19 protein-coding genes and 1 pseudogene are annotated in these 15,753 nt (G+C 33.0%); 9 read left to right on the top strand and 11 right to left on the bottom strand.

Annotated elements, in window-relative coordinates; all coding sequences use genetic code 11:
- Positions 1 to 6: 6 nt before the first annotated feature.
- The 3 genes from BHY08_RS08515 to BHY08_RS08505 form a co-directional block, all read right to left on the bottom strand.
- Positions 7 to 291, bottom strand: coding sequence for a hypothetical protein (locus tag BHY08_RS08515; protein WP_000922261.1), 285 nt, complete (start codon positions 289 to 291; stop codon positions 7 to 9).
- A gap of 191 nt (positions 292 to 482) precedes the next feature.
- Positions 483 to 1,259, bottom strand: a complete 777-nt coding sequence (locus BHY08_RS11270) for a DUF6681 family protein (RefSeq protein ID WP_071457460.1) — start codon at positions 1,257 to 1,259, stop codon at positions 483 to 485.
- Positions 1,259 to 1,705, bottom strand: coding sequence for a hypothetical protein (locus tag BHY08_RS08505; protein WP_071457459.1), 447 nt, complete (start codon positions 1,703 to 1,705; stop codon positions 1,259 to 1,261). The genes BHY08_RS11270 and BHY08_RS08505 overlap by 1 nt, the downstream gene beginning before the upstream one ends.
- A 252-nt stretch (positions 1,706 to 1,957) precedes the next feature.
- Between BHY08_RS08505 and BHY08_RS08500 the strand changes: the two genes are divergently transcribed.
- Both BHY08_RS08500 and BHY08_RS08495 read left to right on the top strand, forming a co-directional pair.
- Entirely contained in the window at positions 1,958 to 3,049 is a 1,092-nt protein-coding gene (locus BHY08_RS08500; RefSeq protein WP_071457458.1) for a S66 family peptidase, read from the top strand.
- Entirely contained in the window at positions 3,046 to 3,495 is a 450-nt protein-coding gene (locus BHY08_RS08495; protein ID WP_071457457.1) for an HIT family protein, read from the top strand. Before BHY08_RS08500 ends, BHY08_RS08495 begins: the two co-directional genes overlap by 4 nt.
- Here BHY08_RS08495 and BHY08_RS08490 read toward each other — a convergent pair.
- Positions 3,492 to 3,836, bottom strand: a complete 345-nt coding sequence (locus BHY08_RS08490; RefSeq protein ID WP_071457456.1) for a YrvL family regulatory protein — start codon at positions 3,834 to 3,836, stop codon at positions 3,492 to 3,494. The two genes, BHY08_RS08495 and BHY08_RS08490, sit on opposite strands and share 4 nt — an antisense overlap.
- Positions 3,837 to 3,939: 103 nt before the next feature.
- Here BHY08_RS08490 and BHY08_RS11265 point away from each other — a divergent pair, with 103 nt between their 5' ends.
- Together BHY08_RS11265 and BHY08_RS11260 are read left to right on the top strand one after the other, a co-directional pair.
- The gene (locus BHY08_RS11265; RefSeq protein ID WP_245729977.1) at positions 3,940 to 4,221 is read left to right on the top strand and encodes a hypothetical protein; all 282 of its coding nucleotides are present in this window, start codon (positions 3,940 to 3,942) and stop codon (positions 4,219 to 4,221) included.
- On the top strand, positions 4,218 to 4,697 hold the full coding sequence (locus BHY08_RS11260) for an AIM24 family protein (RefSeq protein WP_245729976.1): 480 nt from the start codon (positions 4,218 to 4,220) through the stop codon (positions 4,695 to 4,697). Before BHY08_RS11265 ends, BHY08_RS11260 begins: the two co-directional genes overlap by 4 nt.
- 18 nt (positions 4,698 to 4,715) lie before the next feature.
- Here BHY08_RS11260 and BHY08_RS08480 read toward each other — a convergent pair whose 3' ends face one another.
- Both BHY08_RS08480 and BHY08_RS08475 read right to left on the bottom strand, forming a co-directional pair.
- Positions 4,716 to 5,354, bottom strand: a complete 639-nt coding sequence (locus BHY08_RS08480) for an alpha/beta fold hydrolase (RefSeq protein ID WP_071457455.1) — start codon at positions 5,352 to 5,354, stop codon at positions 4,716 to 4,718.
- Positions 5,351 to 5,674 (bottom strand): DUF1700 domain-containing protein, encoded by a 324-nt coding sequence (locus BHY08_RS08475; protein ID WP_071457454.1) that lies wholly within the window; start codon positions 5,672 to 5,674, stop codon positions 5,351 to 5,353. Before BHY08_RS08475 ends, BHY08_RS08480 begins: the two co-directional genes overlap by 4 nt.
- A gap of 488 nt (positions 5,675 to 6,162) precedes the next feature.
- Here BHY08_RS08475 and BHY08_RS08465 point away from each other — a divergent pair, with 488 nt between their 5' ends.
- Both BHY08_RS08465 and BHY08_RS08460 read left to right on the top strand, forming a co-directional pair.
- Positions 6,163 to 6,546 (top strand): MerR family transcriptional regulator, encoded by a 384-nt coding sequence (locus BHY08_RS08465; protein WP_071457452.1) that lies wholly within the window; start codon positions 6,163 to 6,165, stop codon positions 6,544 to 6,546.
- A pseudogene (locus tag BHY08_RS08460) lies at positions 6,539 to 7,080 on the top strand (phosphoribosylanthranilate isomerase). Before BHY08_RS08465 ends, BHY08_RS08460 begins: the two are co-directional and overlap by 8 nt.
- 53 nt (positions 7,081 to 7,133) lie before the next feature.
- Here BHY08_RS08460 and groL read toward each other — a convergent pair.
- Both groL and groES read right to left on the bottom strand, forming a co-directional pair.
- Complete coding sequence (gene groL / locus BHY08_RS08455) at positions 7,134 to 8,762, bottom strand: chaperonin GroEL (protein WP_071457451.1); 1,629 nt, start codon at positions 8,760 to 8,762, stop codon at positions 7,134 to 7,136.
- A gap of 25 nt (positions 8,763 to 8,787) precedes the next feature.
- On the bottom strand, positions 8,788 to 9,087 hold the full coding sequence (gene groES / locus BHY08_RS08450; protein WP_276325599.1) for a co-chaperone GroES: 300 nt from the start codon (positions 9,085 to 9,087) through the stop codon (positions 8,788 to 8,790).
- 141 nt (positions 9,088 to 9,228) lie between these two features.
- On the opposite strand from groES, the gene BHY08_RS08445 reads away from it, so the two are divergent.
- Positions 9,229 to 9,819, top strand: a complete 591-nt coding sequence (locus tag BHY08_RS08445) for a CPBP family intramembrane glutamic endopeptidase (protein WP_071457449.1) — start codon at positions 9,229 to 9,231, stop codon at positions 9,817 to 9,819.
- A 35-nt stretch (positions 9,820 to 9,854) separates the two neighbouring features.
- Here the strand turns inward: BHY08_RS08445 and BHY08_RS08440 are convergent, their stop codons facing one another.
- Positions 9,855 to 10,490: a redox-sensing transcriptional repressor Rex gene (locus tag BHY08_RS08440; protein ID WP_071457448.1), complete on the bottom strand. Its 636-nt coding sequence runs from the start codon at positions 10,488 to 10,490 to the stop codon at positions 9,855 to 9,857.
- Positions 10,491 to 10,673: 183 nt separating this feature from the next.
- Between BHY08_RS08440 and abc-f the strand changes: the two genes are divergently transcribed.
- Entirely contained in the window at positions 10,674 to 12,611 is a 1,938-nt protein-coding gene (abc-f, locus tag BHY08_RS08435; RefSeq protein ID WP_071457447.1) for a ribosomal protection-like ABC-F family protein, read from the top strand.
- 29 nt (positions 12,612 to 12,640) lie between these two features.
- Complete coding sequence (locus tag BHY08_RS08430) at positions 12,641 to 12,850, top strand: hypothetical protein (protein WP_071457446.1); 210 nt, start codon at positions 12,641 to 12,643, stop codon at positions 12,848 to 12,850.
- 33 nt (positions 12,851 to 12,883) lie between these two features.
- Here BHY08_RS08430 and yjeM read toward each other — a convergent pair whose 3' ends face one another.
- Both yjeM and queG read right to left on the bottom strand, forming a co-directional pair.
- Positions 12,884 to 14,383: a glutamate/gamma-aminobutyrate family transporter YjeM gene (yjeM, locus tag BHY08_RS08425; RefSeq protein ID WP_071457445.1), complete on the bottom strand. Its 1,500-nt coding sequence runs from the start codon at positions 14,381 to 14,383 to the stop codon at positions 12,884 to 12,886.
- 188 nt (positions 14,384 to 14,571) lie between these two features.
- Positions 14,572 to 15,720 (bottom strand): tRNA epoxyqueuosine(34) reductase QueG, encoded by a 1,149-nt coding sequence (queG, locus tag BHY08_RS08420; RefSeq protein WP_071457444.1) that lies wholly within the window; start codon positions 15,718 to 15,720, stop codon positions 14,572 to 14,574.
- Between the last annotated feature and the right edge of the window lie 33 nt (positions 15,721 to 15,753).

The raw sequence follows: 15,753 nt of genomic DNA, 5'->3' as shown, positions 1-15,753 counted from the left end.
TGTCTATCAACCCACTCTATCTTTGATACCCATTTTTTCAACAATCCGCTTATTACTTCGCTTGTTGGCAATCCATTCAATAAACTTCTTATCGTCTAAAATGTTCAATAAGAATTCATCCACTGCTTCGCTTTCAGTACGCTCTGCATATTCAGCGTATTGCTTAACTATCACCCTTACTTGCTCTGATATTTCCCAATCCACAGACTTAGCGTTCTTATTTTTTGGCTCAAGAAATTGCATAGGAAAATGCACCCCTTTTTGCTTAGTAAATTGTAACCATTTTAACACACCAATTTGCATTCCTACAATAATTATTTCACGTTCGCATTTTTATATACATTTTAACTTACATTTTGTGGTGTAAATTAACAACAAACGTTGATTTAACAATAAAAAACGAGTATCAAATTCAGTTGCAATTTGATACTCATTTAGGTTTACATTTTCACTTTTTGTACTCCAAAACTGAACTACTTAGTTTAATTCTTCTGACTTTTTTTTCGTTTACCGAGTATGCGTGTTTTTTTAACAGATTCGTTTTCTGATTCTGTAGTGTTTTTTGCTTCATCCGTATCTTTGACACGTAGTTCTAATGTATAAGGTTCTTTATAAATAATTCCGTCTTTTTCATAAGATCCACCATTAACAAAGACACCAAGAGGAACTAAAGAATCAGCATCATCATTTATTTTGATACTAGCCACTTCATTTAAATCTTTGTAGCTACTTCCAATCAGCAATTTTCCTTTTGAAATTTTATAGAAAGGAATAAGAGTATAGCTATTTAGTTCGTAAGCATAGTCATTGAGTTTTTTTGCTGTGATATAGTTTTTTTCCAATAATTCATGGACAACTGTATCAATTACTTGATCGCTATCATTATTTAAAGTTAGTGTTAATAGTTTTCCTTGAATTTTTGGAGTGGTTGAATTTGTTTGCACAGTTTCATCAAATGTCGCATCTTCCGGTACGATATTTTCAATTAAATTAGTGACATCCCATTTTACTTTCTGATTTTTAAAATAATAAATAAAGTTTAAAACGATAAAGTAAGCTAGAACAATAAAAATCAGTAGGTAAAGTATCATTCTGAGATAATTTCCGTTTTGAAAGTATCCTTTTACAATACGCAAGATATATAGTGTTGGAAAAACACTAACAACAGTCAAAATCTTATTTTGTAACCTTGGGTTGATATTTAAGTAGTTTAAGAATTTGGTTATATTACTCAAGATTAAAGTTAGTAAAGCATCCATTAGTTATTCCCCCCCATAACAGTTTTATTCTCATTTGTTTTAGGGGTCACCGTAGCATTTTGTGCATCAGGAGTTACCGTATTTTCAGTCTTTTCTTCCATATTTTGGGTGTTACTTGATGGTTGATTTTCAGAGGAATGGGTATTTTCTTCTGATGACGAGTGATTTGATTTGTTTTGTTTACTGTCTTTTGTTTTCTCTTGCGGTTCAGATACAGAATGTTCAGTTTGTTGGACGGAGCTATAAGTTGTATCCGAGTAATTGGTTGTAGTATTTGTATTGTCTTGAGTTGAATGAGTTATCGTTTCAGTTGTAGACGTTTCAGTTTTTTTGGTTTTATAATTACTACCGTCCACAACAGCAGTTGTTGCACTTATCCCTAAAGCAATACTAAAAATAGCAATAGGCTTTAAAAAGGGAGCAACGATTTTTTTATCTTTGGCCATACAATACTCTCCCTTCTAATAAATCATGTAAATCTCTTATTATCATAACAGATTTACTGTTTTTCTAATTAAAAAAATAACTATTTTCATTATTTTTAAACTAAATTTAATAAGATATTTGTTGTTATATAGGTTAAACAAGCCGTTTTTGTGGTTGCAACATGATTGATGACTATTTTATGTATTATCATAGAACCGTCTTTTTTTATGGTATAATTTGTAAAATTAGTTACTAGTGATAGGAGGAGTAATATGATTAAACCAAGACGATTAAAACGTGGAGATAAGATTGCAGTTGTCAGCTTATCAAAAGGATTACTGGGAGAAGAATTTGTTGAACATAATCTCATTTTAGGGAAAAAGAGATTGGAAGATTGTGGGTTAGAAGTTGTGTTTATGCCCCATGCTTTAAAAGGGATAGACTTTGTTGACAAACACCCAGAAAAAAGGGCAAAGGATTTGATTCAAGCTTTTGAAGATGACTCTATCAAAGGGATTATTTGTGCGATTGGAGGAGATGATACCTATCGAACGCTTCCTTATCTGATGGAGAATGATAAGTTTAAGGATTTAGTCAAAACTAAACCGAAATTATTCACTGGATTTTCTGATTCCACGACTAATCATTTGATGTTTTATCATCTTGGTTTAACAACTTATTATGGGATGGCTTTTATTCCTGATTTAGGTGAAATTAGTGATAGCATGTTGTCATATACTGAAAATTATTTTAGTTATTACTTTGAAGAGAGCCCACTGTATGAAGTGATAAAGCCAAGTGAAATTTGGTATGATGAACGACTAGACTTTTCTAAAAAAGCATTAGGGCAACAACGCATAAGCCATGTTGAGACAAAAGGCTATGAATTGCTACAAGGTAAGTCGGTATTTGAAGGAGAATTGTTAGGTGGTTGTATTGATAGTTTGTATGATATGTTAACACCATTTACAAATAGCGATGAACCAGACGTGATTGAACGATACGGTATTTTTCCAGATTTAACGACTTGGCAAGGAAAGATTTTATTTATTGAAACATCAGAAGTGAAAGAGTCACCAGAAACAGTTGAAAAAATGTTGGGAGTACTGAAAGACAAAGGTATATTTGATGTGGTGAATGGTGTTATTTTTGGTAAACCACAAGACGAAGTATTTTATGAAGAATACAAACAATCTTTAGTTAAAGTGATTGATAATAAAGAGTTGCCAGTAGTTTGCAATGTTAATTTTGGCCATGCTACGCCCAGATGTGTTTTGCCATATGGGGTTCGTGTACAAGCTGATAGCGAGAAACAAGAAATCAGATTGTTAGAGTCAGCATTTTATGAGGAGGAGAAACAATGAAATGGAGAGAAAATCGAATTAAGTCTGCGCAAAATGGTACAAATCCAATGTTGATAAAAGAGATGACAGGAGGCTTTTTAGTGTTTGGTGATGTTCAGTTTTTACCTGGATATTGTGTGTTATTACCAAAAAGAGAAGTAAATTCATTAAATAATTTGTCATTAGAAGAAAGAGAATCTTTTTTATTAGATATGTCGATAGTAGGAGATGCCTTGTTAAGTGTGTGTGGCGCTACTAGAGTAAACTACGATATTTTAGGTAATACAGATAACTATCTGCATGCTCATATTTTTCCTAGATACGATTGGGAAGAAGAGGAAAGACGTAAAATGCCTGTATGGTTGTATGATAAATCAAATTGGCGTAACCCAGACACAGCCTATCAAGAAGAAAAACATGGAGAAATTCGTTCAAGAATAAAAAACTATTTAGATAAAGAAAGCTAACTATTCTTCTCCATATAATCTAAGGATTTTTCACAAAGAATTAAAAAAATAGAAAATAACATAATCGTCTGAACTGGCAGAGAAACAGAAGCGACAAAATAATCAGTGATCATTAAAGAGATGACATTTTGACAAAACATCAACAAGATAGAGTCTTTTTTAGGCACCAGATGAAAAATGGAATCTATCAAAAAATCAATGGCTAAATAAATAACAAAAAATAAGATTAAGTTACCAGGATGTGAATAGGTGGCACCAAGTAGTTTTAATGCTCCTGAAACTATCAAAGCAATAAGAATTAAAGGAATTAGAATGATAACAGCAAGAATCAATTTTGTCATAAAGTTAACAGCCCTCTCAAATTATACTTTTGCTAAAAATAGTGTACTCTGTTTTATAGCCTTATATGACAATTAAAGCACCAATAAAAAAAGGGGTGTTGTTATGTTTAAAGTATCAAATTTTTGGGGTAATCATGATGTTATAGTCAAAAATGAGTTAGAGACTTTTAAAATAATAGAATATGTGAAAGAATTGAGTCTAACACCACAAGAAGCACAAATAGCCTATTTTTCAAGTAAGATGAATGTCAGAAAACGCCAAGTGATTTGTGACGTGGAACAAACAGATATCACATTACAAGCTGGTGCTATGCAGTGGACAGTTGGAGATGTCAGTGCAACGACAAGTGTAAAAGGTGTAGGCGACTTTTCAGTAAAACTGTGAGAGGTGCTGTAACGGAAGAATCTGCGATTAAACCTGAATATACAGGTAAAGGATTACTAGTGCTTGAACCAACGTATAAATATATTATATTACTTGATGTATCACAGTGGGATAATTCAATTGTACTTGATGATGGCTTATTCTTAGCTTGTGACTCAGGATTAAAACATAAGGCAATCATGCGTTCAAATATTTCATCTGCTGTTGCAGGGAATGAAGGACTATTTAATTTAAACATTAAAGGAAATGGAATTCTTTGTTTAGAATCGCCAACACCTCATGAAGAATTGATTGAAATCGAATTACAAGATGATGTATTAAAAGTAGATGGTAATATGGCGATTGCTTGGAGTGGTTCTTTAGATTTTACTGTTGAGCGTTCAGGAAAAAGTTTGATGGGATCTGCCGTTTCAGGTGAAGGACTTGTCAATGTTTACCGAGGAAGTCGGAAAGTATTGTTAGCGCCAGTTGGATAAACTAAAAAGGAAAGTATCTTAATAGATGCTTTCTTTTTTAATTATAAAATAGTTTATGGCTTTTGATAACTCTAAGTAAGAGTTTTTATTTAGTTCATGTTTTCCATTTGGGACAATACTTAAGTCAGAAGATGGAATGAGTGCGTGAATTTGTTTAGCATATTTCAAATTAACAGTGTCTTTTTCTCCACACAGTATCAGTGAAGGAAGGTTAATTCTTTTTAAAGACTCCGTTAAGTCAATATTAATAGATGAAGTGAGTTGAATCATTTGTTTTTTAGACAATCCAATTGTTTCGAAATTTTTTTTTGGAAGAATCGTAAAAAGTAATGATTGGAATAAATTGATTGTCTTAGGAATTGGCTTATGTATAGCACTAGCAATAATAATACCTTTTAAGTAACGATTAGTTGACTTACAAGTATACATCAGTGCCAGTAAACCTCCTAATGATAACCCACATAGATAGTAAGGTTCTGTTATTTCGTCAAGCTTTTTTGATATTTTGGGATAGATGGTTTCAATAGTCACATCCGAATTTTTGTTTATTGCTGTAAATAGGGGGATAATCTGACTATTTACATCAATATGTTCCACAACTTTTTCCCAGTCATCCTCGTTTTGACCTAAGCCATGTAAAATAACTAATTTTGTCATAGTGGCACACTATATATCATTTTTTTATTATATTTAATGTAGTTTACAGAGTAGGTGATAATTAATCGAGTAAATTTTCTCATGAAAGGAAAAAGCCCTAACCCTATTGCACAAAGAAAAATACTTGAAATAGATTGGAACATAGAGAAATCTTGAAGTTGTGTCACATTGGCTATCACTAAAAGGATAGGAGATATAATAAATGCTCCTATAATTATCCAAAAACTAGCTATAATAGCATATAGTGCTATCGCAAATCCCATTACTACAACTAAATTAAAAAAAATTAAACTTATTAAAGCAAACCAATTCTTTTTCATTTTTAACACCCCTTTTATAAAGAATAGCAAATTAACTAGTTTTTATAAATAGGGCTTAAGGAGTATTTTAAATATGCGAACATATGATACGTTATAAGTTAATAAAGATGATTAGTTAAATAGTTAATGCTGATTAAAGTAAGAGAAAATATTAGACGAATAGTTATATGAGTTGTTGTTAACCTATTGAGAATAAAAATGCCATTGAGAAGTGCTGCGATAAAAAGAATGACAACACCCACATATAATAGGCGATAGTATTTAACATAAAGTAGAAGGCATAAGACCCCTACTAGATTGATAATAAAAATGATAGGGTGTTCTGAAAACGGAATTATTTTAATAGTAGCTAATGCCATTAAAATACCATATAGCATAGATATAACTGATAAAATATAGAACATAAAAATACACCTCCTTTTTATATGGTTTATTAAATCATAGGTGGTATACCACATGACAATAGTTTTTAAGGAGGATTTTACATTATGTACATTGGAGAGTTTATCCAAACATTTGAGACAACTAGAGAAACAGTAAGATATTATATTGAAGAAGGATTACTCACACCAATAAAAGTAAATGGAAACTATTTTTTTACGGATTTAGATATATCTGATTTTAAAAATATTCGAGAATTACGCGACATGGGATTATCGATTCGAGTATTAAAGCAAATTAAGAAAAATAAAAAAGATTGTGGCAGTAAAAGACAGTGGGAGGACAATTTTCAAATCATTAATGATGAATTAGAGAGAGTAGAAAAGGAATTAGAAATCTTAGCCCAGCAAAAGAAAACGCTAGAGGCTGTTTCAAATCAGTTGCAGTTGGTACTAGATGAATGTAGTAAAAAAGAACTAGAAAATGAGTGATAGATTTCAAGAGTTTTTAGAAATAACTATATATTTAAATAAATTGAGTATAATCCCTTTACTAATAGCTTCATTGGGTTTGGAATATATGACAAAAAAGATTGGTCTGCTAGGAGTATTGATATTCATGTGAAAGGTGATTCACATGGTTGGGAAGCTCCTGAAGATGAAAAAATTGACGATTGGGAAAATATATAGTTAGTTATGAAAGACTTAGGGTATACTTTAATAGATTTACATGAACATGAATTTAACAAAGATGATTTTTCTGTAGAGTACGGTGTCATTGACATGTTACCTATTTTTTCAAACGTATCTTTAAGTGATTTAGAATGGAACAACTGGGATGGTGTTGAATTTCATACGTCATTGACTGAAGCATTGCTTAAAATCTATTTAGCTTCTAGTAAAGATAGTTATAGGGCAGAAGGTAATAATAACAAAGATTTTGAAAAAATAAAATATCTTAAATCCCTCTTAACAATAAATTGGTTTAGGAAAATACATCACTGTCCACATCAAAAAACCACATGAGAACTCAATCCTCATGTGGTTCCTTTTATATCAATGTAAATCTTTTAAAGAGTTTACATCATACCGCCCATCATTGATGGATCCATACCGCCAGGCATGCCGGCAGATTCTGGTTCTGGTTTGTCAGCAATCACGCCTTCAGTTGTTAAGATTAGTGCAGAAACACTTGCAGCGTTTTGTAAAGCTGAACGTGATACTTTAGTTGGATCCACGATACCAGCATCAATCATGTTAACCCAAGTATCATCTTTTGCATTGTATCCAACGCCTGCATCAGCTTGTTTTAATTTATCAACAACAACTGAGCCTTCCATACCAGCATTTTCAGCGATTTGACGAACAGGTTCTTCTAAAGCACGGACAACAATGTTCACACCAGTTTTCTCGTCACCTGTTACATCAAGTTCAGCTACTTTTGGTAATACGTTAACAAATGCAGTACCACCACCAGCAACAATCCCTTCTTCAACAGCGGCGCGAGTTGCGTTTAACGCATCTTCAATACGTAATTTTAATTCTTTTAATTCAGTTTCAGTAGCCGCACCAACTTTAATGACAGCCACACCACCAGCTAATTTAGCTAAGCGTTCTTGTAATTTTTCACGGTCAAAGTCTGATGTTGTTTCAGCAATTTGAGAACGGATTAATGATACACGGTTTTCAATTGCTTGTTTGTCACCATTTCCTTCAACAATTGTTGTGTTATCTTTGTCGATAACGACTTTACTTGCAGAACCTAACGCATCAATTGTTGTATCTTTTAAGTCTAAGCCTAAATCTTCAGTGATAACAGTTGCGCCAGTTAAAGCAGCAATATCTTGTAACATTTCTTTACGGCGGTCACCAAATCCAGGAGCTTTAACAGCAGCCACATTGAATGTACCGCGGATTTTGTTTAATACTAATGTTGGTAAAGCTTCGCCATCAACATCATCAGCAATGATTAATAATGGTTTACCTTGTTGTAAGATTTGTTCTAATAAAGGTAAAATATCTTGGATATTAGAGATTTTTTTGTCTGTAATTAAGATATATGGATTTTCTAAAACAGCTTCCATTTTATCGTTGTCAGTTACCATGTATTGAGATAAGTAACCACGGTCAAATTGCATTCCTTCAACAACATCTAATTCAGTTTCAATTCCTTTAGATTCTTCGATTGTGATAACGCCGTCGTTACCAACTTTTTCCATTGCTTCAGAGATTAATTCACCAATTTTTTCACTACCAGAAGAAACAGCAGCTACTTGTGCAATTGATTCTTTTGAGTCAATTTTTTTAGAAATAGCATGTAATTCTTCAACAGCTTTTTTAGTAGCTAATTCAATCCCACGACGAATGCCGATTGGGTTTGCACCCGCAGTGACATTTTTAAGTCCTTCACGAACGATTGCTTGAGTTAAAACAGTTGCAGTCGTTGTTCCGTCACCTGCGATGTCATTTGTTTTAGAAGCTACTTCAGCTACCAATTGAGCACCCATGTTTTCAAAACGATCTTCAAGTTCAACTTCTTTAGCGATCGTCACACCATCATTTGTAATTAATGGAGAACCAAATGATTTATCTAAAACAACGTTACGTCCTTTAGGTCCTAATGTTACTTTCACAATATTAGCTAATGTATCAACACCACGTACCATTGAGCTACGAGCATCTTCAGAAAATTTAATATCTTTTGCCATTGATTATTCACCTCATATTATTTTTTTATTCTACAATTGCGATTATGTCTTTGTCGTGTAATACTAAGTAATCTTCACCAGAGTCAGTTACTTCTTGTCCGGCGTATTTTTCGAATAGGACAGTTTGTCCAACACTTACAGATACGGATAATTTTGTCCCATTTTCTAATGTACGACCATCGCCAACAGCAACGACCTCACCAGTTTGAGATTTTTCTTTTGAAGCTGATGTTAAAACTAGTCCACTGGCAGTTTTTTCTTCCGCTTCTTTTACTTTAATAACAACACGATCTCCTAATGGTTTTAACAATGTGTATCCCTCCATAATTTTATTTTTTAGCACTCTTATTCAATGAGTGCTAATCACATCTTTTATAATACAGATAAATGTTTTTTTTTGCAAGTATTTTGATACAATAAGAAAAGATATCAAAATCAACGGTAGAAAAGATAGGTGTAAGCACAGATGACATTGAATCAAAATATGATTTATACAAGTTTTCTATATTTATTTTTATTGAACAGTCATTTATTTTTTTCATTAAATAACAATCAAACTATGTTGCTTTATAGTGTCATAGTATGGTTAATTTTAGTTATTTATTTTAAAACGTCAAAAAAAGATACGTTAACAAAATCAAGTTCTTCTATAAAAAAGATAGCATGGTGGGGAGTTATAGGTCTGTTGTTAAGTTTTATGGTCCAATGGGGATTTTTATTTATCACTAATATGATTTCTCCAAGTTTAAATCGCAACACAGATATATCAGGTCAATCAACTTATTTATTTTTGCTTGTCTCTATTTTATTTAATCCTATCATGGAAGAATTAGTTTTTCGGTTTAGTTTTGTCAATTGGATTGGACAAAAATTACCGATTTGGGTGGGGATTGTAGTAAGTTCGCTGATTTTTATGTTGATGCACACAAGTGGGAACCTGATGATTTACTTTGGTTTGGGTATGGTTTTTTCATATATTTATAAAAAAAGTGGAAGTATTTTAACATCTATTCTGGTACATATGGTGATGAATGGGATAGTGATTTGGCTAAATTAAAAAAGCTTAGCGACAGCGGTCGATAAGCTTTTTATTTAGTCTTCTTTGTAGTTAGATAAGAAGTAGATTAATGTTTGCATTTCATTTGTTAGGTCAACATTTTGAATTTGCACATCCTTTGGAACGTTGATACGAATTGGTGTGAAATTCATAATGCCTTTGATTCCGGCTTCAACTAGACGGTCAGCATTTTCTTGTGCATGTGCTGGTGGGACAGTTAAAATGGCAACATCAATATGTTGTGCACGAATTTGTTCAACCATATCATTAGCATCATAGATAGGAACGCCATCAAGTATGCGACCGACAATATCAGGTTTAACATCAAATGCAGCACTGATACGAATACTATCACTTTGATGGAAACGGTAGTTCAATAATGCGTGTCCTAAATTACCAACACCGACAAGAGCTACATTTGTTAAACGATCTTCATTTAACGTTTTAGCAAAAAAAGTCATTAAACTTTCCACGTCATACCCGTAACCACGTTTACCTAATTCCCCAAAATAAGAAAAGTCACGTCGAATCGTCGCACTGTCAACTTTCACAGCCTCACTTAACTCAGTTGAAGAGACTTTTTTCTTTCCTGAATCAAATAAAAATTTCAAATATCGATAATACAAAGGTAACCTTTTGGCAGTTGCCTTTGGAATAGTCGTGTCTTTCATAATAATTCCCCTCACTTTTCATATACCCTCATTGTTATAAAGTTCACGTTAATAGGATACCTTTACTAAGGGATAAAAGCAATTTTTACGCTTATACTTGAGTAATTATGAACGATAAATATACCAAACATATTTTGTGTTTTATGATAAACTGTTTTTAGAAATTAAAAGATGGAGGACGTCATGATTTTATTACAAGCTAACAATGTCTCTAGATTATTTGGAGATGACGTATTATTTGAAAATATTCAATTAGATATACAAGATAAAAGTCGAATTGCGCTTGTTGGACGTAATGGTGCAGGGAAATCGACATTATTAAAAATGTTAGCTGGCATTGAGGAGCCAGATACAGGTTTAGTTACGAAAACAAGAGATTTAACAATTGGTTATTTAGATCAACATACTGGTTTTGAATCAGATAAAACAATTTGGGAAGAGATGGTTAGTGTCTTTGACTATGTTCAAGAGATGGAAAAAAACTTACGACAATTAGAAAAAGACATCGCCGATCCAAATATCCATGATGATGAAGAAAAATATCAACAAGTACTAAAAGATTACGATAAATTACAACATGAGTTTAATGAAATGAATGGTTATGGTTATGAGTCTGAAATAAAATCTGTTTTACATGGATTTCGTTTTGATGAAAGCTATTTTGATGTACCAATTCAAAATCTATCAGGTGGTCAAAAAACTCGTTTAGCATTGGCACGTTTGTTATTGGAAAAACCTAATCTACTCATTTTAGATGAGCCGACTAACCATTTAGATATTGATACATTAAATTGGTTAGAAGGGTATTTACAAGGCTATCGTGGGGCTATTTTGATGGTATCCCATGACCGTTATTTCTTAGATAAGATTGTGAATGAAGTATATGATATTAGTCGAAGAAAAATTAGTCATTATAAAGGTAATTATTCGAAGTTTTTAGAAATGAAAGCTGAGAGATTAGAACAAGAAGAAAAAGAATACGAAAAACAGCAGGATAAAATTGCAAAACTAGAGGACTTTGTGGCACGAAACATTGTACGCGCATCAACAACAAAACGAGCACAAAGTCGCCGCAAACAATTAGAAAAAATGGAAAAATTAGAGAAGCCCTTAGGTGACGAGAAATCAGCTCATTTTCTATTTAAAATCAATCGCACGTCAGGTAGAGAAGTGCTAACGCTGGATGATGTGGCAGTGGGGTATGATGATCTTATTTTGAGTGAACCTATTAATCTAGCTTTGCGTAAACAAGAAGCCATTGCTTTAGTTGGCCCAAACGGAGTTGGTAAATCGACATTATTAAAGAGTATTATCGGAGATATTCCATTTATTAAAGGAACAGCTGATATTGGCCATAAAGTAGATATTGGTTACTATGACCAAGAGCAAGGAAAACTTAGTGGAAGTCAAAGCGTGTTGGAAGAATTATGGCGTGAGCATCCAACGACACCTGAAAAAGATATTCGTACTTTATTAGGTAGCTTTTTATTTTCTGGAGAAGATGCTAAAAAAACGATTAATTTATTAAGTGGGGGAGAAAAAGCCCGTGTCGCATTAGCAAAATTAGCGATGCAACGTGATAACTTTTTAATTCTAGATGAGCCGACTAACCACTTAGATATAGATAGCAAAGAAGTATTAGAAAATGCCTTAATCGAATATGATGGCACATTGCTATTTGTTTCTCATGACCGCTACTTTATTAACCGAATCGCGACAGGTGTTTTGGAGTTGTCAGAAGAGGGTAGTACTTATTATCATGGAAATTATGATTACTACATCGAGAAAAAAGAAGAAGAAGAGGAACGTAACGCATTACTTGATGGCGAACAAGATAATCCAACGAAACACATGACAGAGGTTAAACTAAGTTACGAAGAATCAAAAGAAAGACAAAAAGAACAGCGTAAATTAGAGAGATTGGTTGAATCATTAGAAGTTGAGCTGCAAGAGATGGAAGAAAAAATCGAAGCAATTCAAAAAGAGATGGAACAACCAGAAGTGCTTGAAGATCACGAGCAACTCTTGAATTTAGATAAAGAATTGAAAGAAACTTATAGTAAACAAGAAACGTTATTAGAATCTTGGGAACATGCTTCCTTAGAGTTAGAGGCGTTTTAATTAAACGTAAATGAAAGAAGGTGTCACTTATGAGAAAGAAAGATGGATTAGAGTATTTCTTACAAAATAAACTGAATGCTCGAGGTAAATTGATAGTGATTCTCTTTTTATTCTATCTTTGGTTGAGGTATTCAACTAATTTATATGTGATGTTAAAATTCTTTGTCGTGGTGGCACTTATCTCATTAGTTGTGTTGATTTATGAATTAATCTTTTATAAAAAAATATACAAAGAATAACAGCCAAAGCATCATGCCTTGGCTGTTTTTAGTTCATTTTTTTGTACGTCGTTCATATCGATTGAATAAAAGTAAGGCAATTAATGAGAATAATACAGGTCCGGCAATTTGCCATAGTGTATCTCCCCAAACAGGACCACCTTCTCTAAATAAAGGTTCGATAATGGTAAAGATATTAGCAAAACCAATGACAGCCATGACGACTATCGTACTCACCATATATTGCGTTTTGGTTTTGAAAATATTGATTGAATGATCAATGTCTGATTTTTGTTTAAATGCTGGAAAAGCACCTGTTAAAAATAGATAAGGAATCGTCATTGAGACGTTTACCATTAAGGTTAAAACATTATAGAATGATTGTGCGTCTTTACCACCAAATGATACTAAAGCTAAGATAAGAACCACAATCGCACATTGAATCCACATAGCAAAAGCTGGCATGCCTTTGTCATTTTCTCTAACCATTTTTTCAGGCCAAAGTCCTTTTGGTGTTCCTTTGATAATCGTTTTTAGTGGTGAATAGATTAAAGTAAAGAAAGCACCTAAGTAAGCTAGAAACATGGATAAACCTGTAAATCTAGCTAATCCATGCCCAATGGCTAAAGCAGTATCTGTCGATAAATTAATTGCTCGACCTAATTCAAATCCTAGATTATTCATTAAGACATAAGTGATATTGCCAAGATTGACATTATCACCACTTAAAACAGAATTCCAGTTTGTTGACACACCCCATAAAAGAATGGTTAATGCATACCCAATAGAGATGATGATAGCTGAAAGAATAACTCCTTTAGGGAAATTTTTCTCAGCATTTTCTGTTTTATCTACTAATCCACCCACAGCTTCTAGTCCACCATAAGCGAAAATAGCAAATACTAAAAATGAAATAATAGCTAGAGGAGAGTTGAAACCTGGATTTGGAGAATCAATAAAACTTTTCATTCCTTCAATCGGTTGAGCGACTTGACCTTTGTTAAAGATTAAGATAATCAAGCTGACAATGATTAATACCACATTTAAAAATGTAACGGCAATCCCACCGGCAGAAGTAATTTTTGTGATTTTATCTAATCCTCTTGCTGCAAAAAATGTTACAACGATAATAAATAAAATAGCTAATAACCCGATTGTTTGAGTGGAATCAAGTCCAAACAAACTCCAATAATTTGTTTTATCAGACCCTGAATAAGTTGTAGACAAGGTGATAAAGACTTTTGTAGAAACATTCACCATCCAAATAATGTAAGATGTATACCACATGAATGTCCCGATGAACGCATATTTTGGTCCAACAGATTTTTCCATCCAAGTGTACATCCCACCACTTTCATGTTTGAATGTCGACCCATATTCAGCCATCATTAGTGCATATGGTATAAAGAAAAAGAGTGCTGCTAAAATATACCAAATAATAGCACCATATCCCATACGATAAAAGGCGACTGGAGCATTACCAAACCCGAACACTGAGGTAAAAATCATTAAGATTAAACCGAACAGGGTTACCTTTTTTGTTGATTTTGTCATAAAAATCCTCCTTAATTTAAAATGCCCTATTATACCCCACAACTATAGTATCAAACATTCTAAGAAAAGATTAAAAGAACTGAGTAAAATGTTAGTAAATTTACTCAGTTCTTTTAAAATGTTTATTAAATTGTTACTTATCTGTTATCTAATTCTTAACAAAAAAGGTTAACTATCTTATTTTTATTTTAAATTCTCATTCTATCAATGGCGTTTCTCATTTCTTCTTTTGCTTCTTCGTCTGTTTCTTTTTCATGGTATTCAACTAAAAAGTCATAAATAGCAGGATTGGTTGGGTCGATTTTACTTAAAGACCAAGCGGCAGTTCCCCGTATAACCGGCCGTGGATCTTGTTCAATGCAGCTTAATAAATGAGGAATGCTGGTTTTATCTCTCACATTTCCTAAAGCAATAATAGCATTTCGTTGAATTGGTTTTTTTCCTCGCCATGATCCTGCAAGATAACCAAAACGTTCTTTAAATTCACGATTTGAAATAGTTAATAGAGGTTTTAACAAAGGTGTCACAACTTCTGGATCAGGTTCCATTTCTTCGTGAAAATGGAAGTTCTTTCCTTTATTGAAGGGGCAAACTTCCTGACAAATATCACATCCATAAATAATTGAACGAATCTTAGGTCGATATTCTTCTGGCATAAAGCCTTTTGTTTGCGTTTGGTAAGATAAACACTTTTGAGCATTCATGCGTCCATCTCCTAAAAGAGCCGAAGTTGGGCATTGGTCGATACATTTCGTGCATTCACCACACTGATTTTCCATAGGTGTATCTGGTTCAAAAGGAATATTAGTAATAATTTCACCAAGATAAACGTATGAACCAAATTCTTCTGTAATGAGTAGGCCATTTTTTCCGATGAAACCTAGACCAGCACGTTGCGCTACCACGACATCAATCAATTCACCAGTATCCACCATTGGCTTAAAATCTAATTCTAGCTCTTTAGGTGTTTCTTCTTTAATAAATGTGATTAATTTATCTAATCTATCTTTTAAAATATGATGATAATCCGTTCCCCAAGATGCTCTAGCAAATTTACCACGTTTTTCACCACGAACTGATTTGAGTCGCTCGTTCATTCGAGTCGGATAAGCAAGAGCAATGGAAATAATCGATTGTGGTTGATTAAAAATTAAATCAGGGTAGAGACGTTCATCAATATTTCCATGCTCAAATCCTGTTGTATGATTGTTTTCTTTTTGTTCTATTAAACTTGTTCTTAAATGGTCAAAGGGCTCAGCCGTTGTGAACCCAATTTTATCAATGCCTATATCTTTACTTGCTTCAATTATTTTTTGTTTCAATAATTCAGTATCCACAAGATATACCTCCAGTCAATTCTTTCTTAAGTA

It is taken from the genome of Vagococcus teuberi (genome assembly GCF_001870205.1).
Lineage (GTDB): Bacteria > Bacillota > Bacilli > Lactobacillales > Vagococcaceae > Vagococcus > Vagococcus teuberi.
The sequence above is the reverse complement of the archived record's forward strand: the minus strand, read 5'-3'. Positions and strand labels throughout refer to the sequence as shown.

What these genes read in the sequence shown, in the direction of transcription:
- BHY08_RS08490 (WP_071457456.1), bottom strand. Translation starts at nt 3,836, where the DNA reads ATGACAAAATTGATTCTTGCTGTTATCATTCTAATTCCTTTAATTCTT.
- BHY08_RS08465 (WP_071457452.1), top strand. Translation starts at nt 6,163, where the DNA reads ATGTACATTGGAGAGTTTATCCAAACATTTGAGACAACTAGAGAAACA.
- abc-f (WP_071457447.1), top strand. Translation starts at nt 10,674, where the DNA reads ATGATTTTATTACAAGCTAACAATGTCTCTAGATTATTTGGAGATGAC.
- BHY08_RS08500 (WP_071457458.1), top strand. Translation starts at nt 1,958, where the DNA reads ATGATTAAACCAAGACGATTAAAACGTGGAGATAAGATTGCAGTTGTC.
- groL (WP_071457451.1), bottom strand. Translation starts at nt 8,762, where the DNA reads ATGGCAAAAGATATTAAATTTTCTGAAGATGCTCGTAGCTCAATGGTA.
- BHY08_RS08505 (WP_071457459.1), bottom strand. Translation starts at nt 1,705, where the DNA reads ATGGCCAAAGATAAAAAAATCGTTGCTCCCTTTTTAAAGCCTATTGCT.
- BHY08_RS08495 (WP_071457457.1), top strand. Translation starts at nt 3,046, where the DNA reads ATGAAATGGAGAGAAAATCGAATTAAGTCTGCGCAAAATGGTACAAAT.
- BHY08_RS08445 (WP_071457449.1), top strand. Translation starts at nt 9,229, where the DNA reads ATGACATTGAATCAAAATATGATTTATACAAGTTTTCTATATTTATTT.
- BHY08_RS08440 (WP_071457448.1), bottom strand. Translation starts at nt 10,490, where the DNA reads ATGAAAGACACGACTATTCCAAAGGCAACTGCCAAAAGGTTACCTTTG.
- BHY08_RS08475 (WP_071457454.1), bottom strand. Translation starts at nt 5,674, where the DNA reads ATGAAAAAGAATTGGTTTGCTTTAATAAGTTTAATTTTTTTTAATTTA.
- BHY08_RS08480 (WP_071457455.1), bottom strand. Translation starts at nt 5,354, where the DNA reads ATGACAAAATTAGTTATTTTACATGGCTTAGGTCAAAACGAGGATGAC.
- BHY08_RS11270 (WP_071457460.1), bottom strand. Translation starts at nt 1,259, where the DNA reads ATGGATGCTTTACTAACTTTAATCTTGAGTAATATAACCAAATTCTTA.
- groES (WP_276325599.1), bottom strand. Translation starts at nt 9,087, where the DNA reads ATGGAGGGATACACATTGTTAAAACCATTAGGAGATCGTGTTGTTATT.
- BHY08_RS11265 (WP_245729977.1), top strand. Translation starts at nt 3,940, where the DNA reads ATGTTTAAAGTATCAAATTTTTGGGGTAATCATGATGTTATAGTCAAA.
- yjeM (WP_071457445.1), bottom strand. Translation starts at nt 14,383, where the DNA reads ATGACAAAATCAACAAAAAAGGTAACCCTGTTCGGTTTAATCTTAATG.
- BHY08_RS08430 (WP_071457446.1), top strand. Translation starts at nt 12,641, where the DNA reads ATGAGAAAGAAAGATGGATTAGAGTATTTCTTACAAAATAAACTGAAT.